This is a genomic window from Rhodococcus sp. T2V (assembly GCF_029269925.1).
GTDB lineage: Bacteria > Actinomycetota > Actinomycetes > Mycobacteriales > Mycobacteriaceae > Rhodococcus_F > Rhodococcus_F koreensis.
In genome coordinates, this window is the sequence record NZ_JARJBD010000423.1 from 1 (window position 1) to 409 (window position 409).

The 409-nt window shown below is 72.1% G+C and carries 1 protein-coding gene; it reads left to right on the plus strand.

Translation table 11 applies throughout. The features are described from left to right. A partial coding sequence (locus tag P3H15_RS54670; RefSeq protein WP_276144912.1) for a condensation domain-containing protein occupies positions 1-409 on the plus strand: 409 nt, incomplete at both ends.

The window sequence follows — 409 nt, forward strand, 5'->3', positions numbered from 1 at the left end:
GTGGTCGGCCTCGCCCCGCGGCTGACTGCGCCACCGGGTGCCACGGTTCGGGTGGCCGGTGATTCCGTTCCGCTGGAGCCGTCGCCGCAGGCGCACGGGCGCGGGCGCAATCCGACGGCGCTGATCGTGGCCGCGTTCGCGGCGTATCTTGCCCGGATGGCCGGTGTCGACGATGTCGTCCTGTCGCTGCCGGTGTCGGCACGCACCTCGGCCCGGCTCCGGGCGGCGGGTGGTTCGGTGTCGAACGTGCTTCCGCTGCGGCTGGAGGGCATCGGCGCAACCACGGTGGGCGGCGCGATCGGGGTGGCCCGATCCGCGTTGATCACAGCGCTGCGCCATCAACGGTATCGCCGTGAGGACATCGGGCGTGAGATCGGCTCGGAGGGAACCGGTCTCGCGCATTTCGGAC